Consider the following 2,610-nt stretch of genomic DNA (forward strand, 5'->3'; position numbering starts at 1 on the left):
TGGATATTACGGTCGGTGGGAGCCGGCGTTCCGCTGCTTGGTGAGCCAGTGTTCCGGTGGAGAGTGGGCCACCGTGACGCGGCGGGCTGAGCCGTGGCGCCGCTGGGGGCGAGCGGCGGTGTGCCGCCCGCCCCGTTCAGCGTTGTTCAGTTGAGCTGGTTGAAGTGTTTGCGCATGGAATCGTCGCAGTCAAGGACGGTGGCGTGCGCGTTGGTGGTGATCCGGTCGACGATGGCGTCGGCGAGGATCTTCTCGTCCATCCGGTCGTGCCACTGGCCGGGTGGTAGCTGTGTGCAGTAGATCGTCGACGCGGTCTTGTGACGCCGGTCGATCAGGGTGTGCAGCTGCTGGACCTGCTGGGTCGTCGGTGTGGTGAGGAACCAGTCGTCGATGATGAGCAGGTCGACTTTGACCAGCGTGTCCAGGCAGCGTTTCTTCTGATCGGTGCGTTCGGCGATCGTGATCCGGTCGAACAGCTCGCCGGCAGACAGGTAGAGCACTTTGCGGTATTGCTGGCAGGCCTTGTTGGCCAATGCGCAGGCCACGTAGGTTTTCCCAGCGCCGGTCGGCCCTTGCAGGATCACGTCTTGGTGTTTAACCAGGTAGCTGCCGACGGCGAGCCGGGTGATGAGCTCGGTGTCCACATTGCGTCCGGGCATGGCCTTGATGTCGCCGATGTCGGCGTCGGGCTGAGCCAGGCCGGCCTGGCGGCGCAGCCGGTGCAGTTTGTTGTCTCGCCTGCGCTCGTACTCCCAGTCGACGGACTGCTTGACCATCTCTGGACCGGTCAAGGCCCCAGCACCTGTGGTGTCGGCGAGTTTTTCGAAGTACTCGGCCATTCCCGACAGGCGCATGGTCTTGAGCCTGGTGAGGGTTTCGATATCGATCACGACTGGCCCCCGTCGGCGCTGTAGTAGTCGGCGCCGCGCACGAAACCCGCATCGCCCAGCGATGGCGGTGGTGGCGGGTCGGCCGGTTTCCAACCGGCCCAGAGCTTTTTGATCAGTGTGTAGGACGGGGACGGTGTTGCCGCCAACGCCGCACCGCAGGTGTCTTCCAGGCGGGCCATCCCGCCGGGTTTTTTGGCCAACGACATCACTCCCAGGCATGACCGGTAGGACTGCTCAACGATCTTGCGGGAGGCCAGGATCGCGGTGATCGTGGCGACGGTGTTCGGGCCGACGGTGGCGGCCCACTGCTCGAAACGTTGCGGTGTCCAATCGACCAGCCGGCTGCGGTGCGCCTCGGGCATGTGCGCGGTCATGGTGCAGTACCGGCCACGCACCCCGTTGCGTCGCGGGTGGGAGGCGACGCGGTCGGTGCCGTCGAAGATCTCCACGGTGTGGCTGGTGATGCGCACATCCACCGACTGGCCGATCAGCTTGGCCGGAACCGAGTAGAAGTTCTTGTCGACCTGCACGTGATAGTTCGGTCCCACCTTGGCTTTTCGTAGGTCAGCCAGCTCAAACCCGATGTGCGGCAGTGGGATCAACAGCGGCTTCTCGTCTCGGACGAACACGATATGGCGGGAGTCTTCCCGCTTCTGAAACGGCCGGGCGTTGATCTCGGCGACCTCGCCGAAGATCGCCTCGTTGAGCTCGGCAAGGCCTACGAACCGCCGGTTGCGCAGTACCGCGGCGACCTGGTTGGCCACGAAGCGCACGCTGCCCTCGGCGACTGGTTTGTCGCGGGGACGTTTCACTCTGGCCGGGATGATGGCGGTGCCGTAATGCTCGGCCATCCGCGCATACGCCGCATTCAGCGCCGGCTCGTAGCGGTCGGCCTTGGAGACGCCGGTGCGCAGGTTATCGGGCACCAGCAGCCGTGCCACACCCCCGAACGCTTCGAACGCGTGCACATGGGCGTCGATCCACGACGCCAGCGTCATGTCGGCGAAGGCCTCCACATACGTGTACGCCGAGTACGACAAGGCGGCGACGAACAGCCACGCCGCGCAGGGCTCACCGGTGAGCGGGTCGACGAAGCTCATCGCATCACCGGCCCAGTCGACCTCGATCGATTCGCCCGGATCACGCGCGATCCGCATCGAGGCGCCCGTCGATTTCACCCACCGGCGGTACTGTTCGTTGAAGAACGAATACCGATACGGCACCTCGCCGCCATCACGGCACTTGGCCACGTACTCGTTCCACAGCAGTAACAAGGTCACCGAAGGGCGGGCCAGCTCACGGTGCACATGCTCGAAATCCGGTGCCGCCCGATCAGAGTCGGGCTTGGTCGGCTCGGGCAACAACAGGCGGCGGACCTCGAACGCCTCGAGGTCCGCCACCTGCCCAAAACCCACCCCAGCGGTGTTCGCCGCGGCGAACACCGCCGCCACCGTGTTGCGTGAACAGCCCAACGCATCAGCGATGCCACGCTGGGACACACCCTCAGCACGAAGCCGAAGGATCTGTTTGTAGTCGACCATGAACGGCGACTCCTTTCGTCACGTCCATGCCCCAATGGCACGGACCCGACGAAGGTCCCACGCGACAAGATCGGAAACGGCGCCACGGCTCAGCCCGCAGCGTCACACTGGCCCACCCCCGACCGGAACAGTGGCTCACCGAACAGCGGAACAGTGGCTCTCACCCAGCGCAATATCCA

The 2,610-nt window shown here is 64.8% G+C and carries 2 protein-coding genes; both read right to left on the minus strand.

Features of this window, described 5'->3' with window-relative positions; translation table 11 throughout:
- Nucleotides 1-146: 146 nt before the first annotated feature.
- The gene (locus tag K6T84_RS23765; RefSeq protein ID WP_225401470.1) at nucleotides 147-890 is read right to left on the minus strand and encodes an ATP-binding protein; all 744 of its coding nucleotides are present in this window, start codon (nucleotides 888-890) and stop codon (nucleotides 147-149) included.
- Nucleotides 887-2,431: an IS21 family transposase gene (gene istA / locus K6T84_RS23770; protein ID WP_329786990.1), complete on the minus strand. Its 1,545-nt coding sequence runs from the start codon at nucleotides 2,429-2,431 to the stop codon at nucleotides 887-889. The genes K6T84_RS23765 and istA overlap by 4 nt, the downstream gene beginning before the upstream one ends.
- Nucleotides 2,432-2,610 lie beyond the last annotated feature (179 nt).

Source organism: Mycobacterium zoologicum, from assembly GCF_020181635.2.
GTDB classification, from domain to species: domain Bacteria; phylum Actinomycetota; class Actinomycetes; order Mycobacteriales; family Mycobacteriaceae; genus Mycobacterium; species Mycobacterium zoologicum.

Coding starts and splice junctions, on each gene's coding strand:
- istA (WP_329786990.1), bottom strand. CDS start 2,431: ATGGTCGACTACAAACAGATCCTTCGGCTTCGTGCTGAGGGTGTGTCC.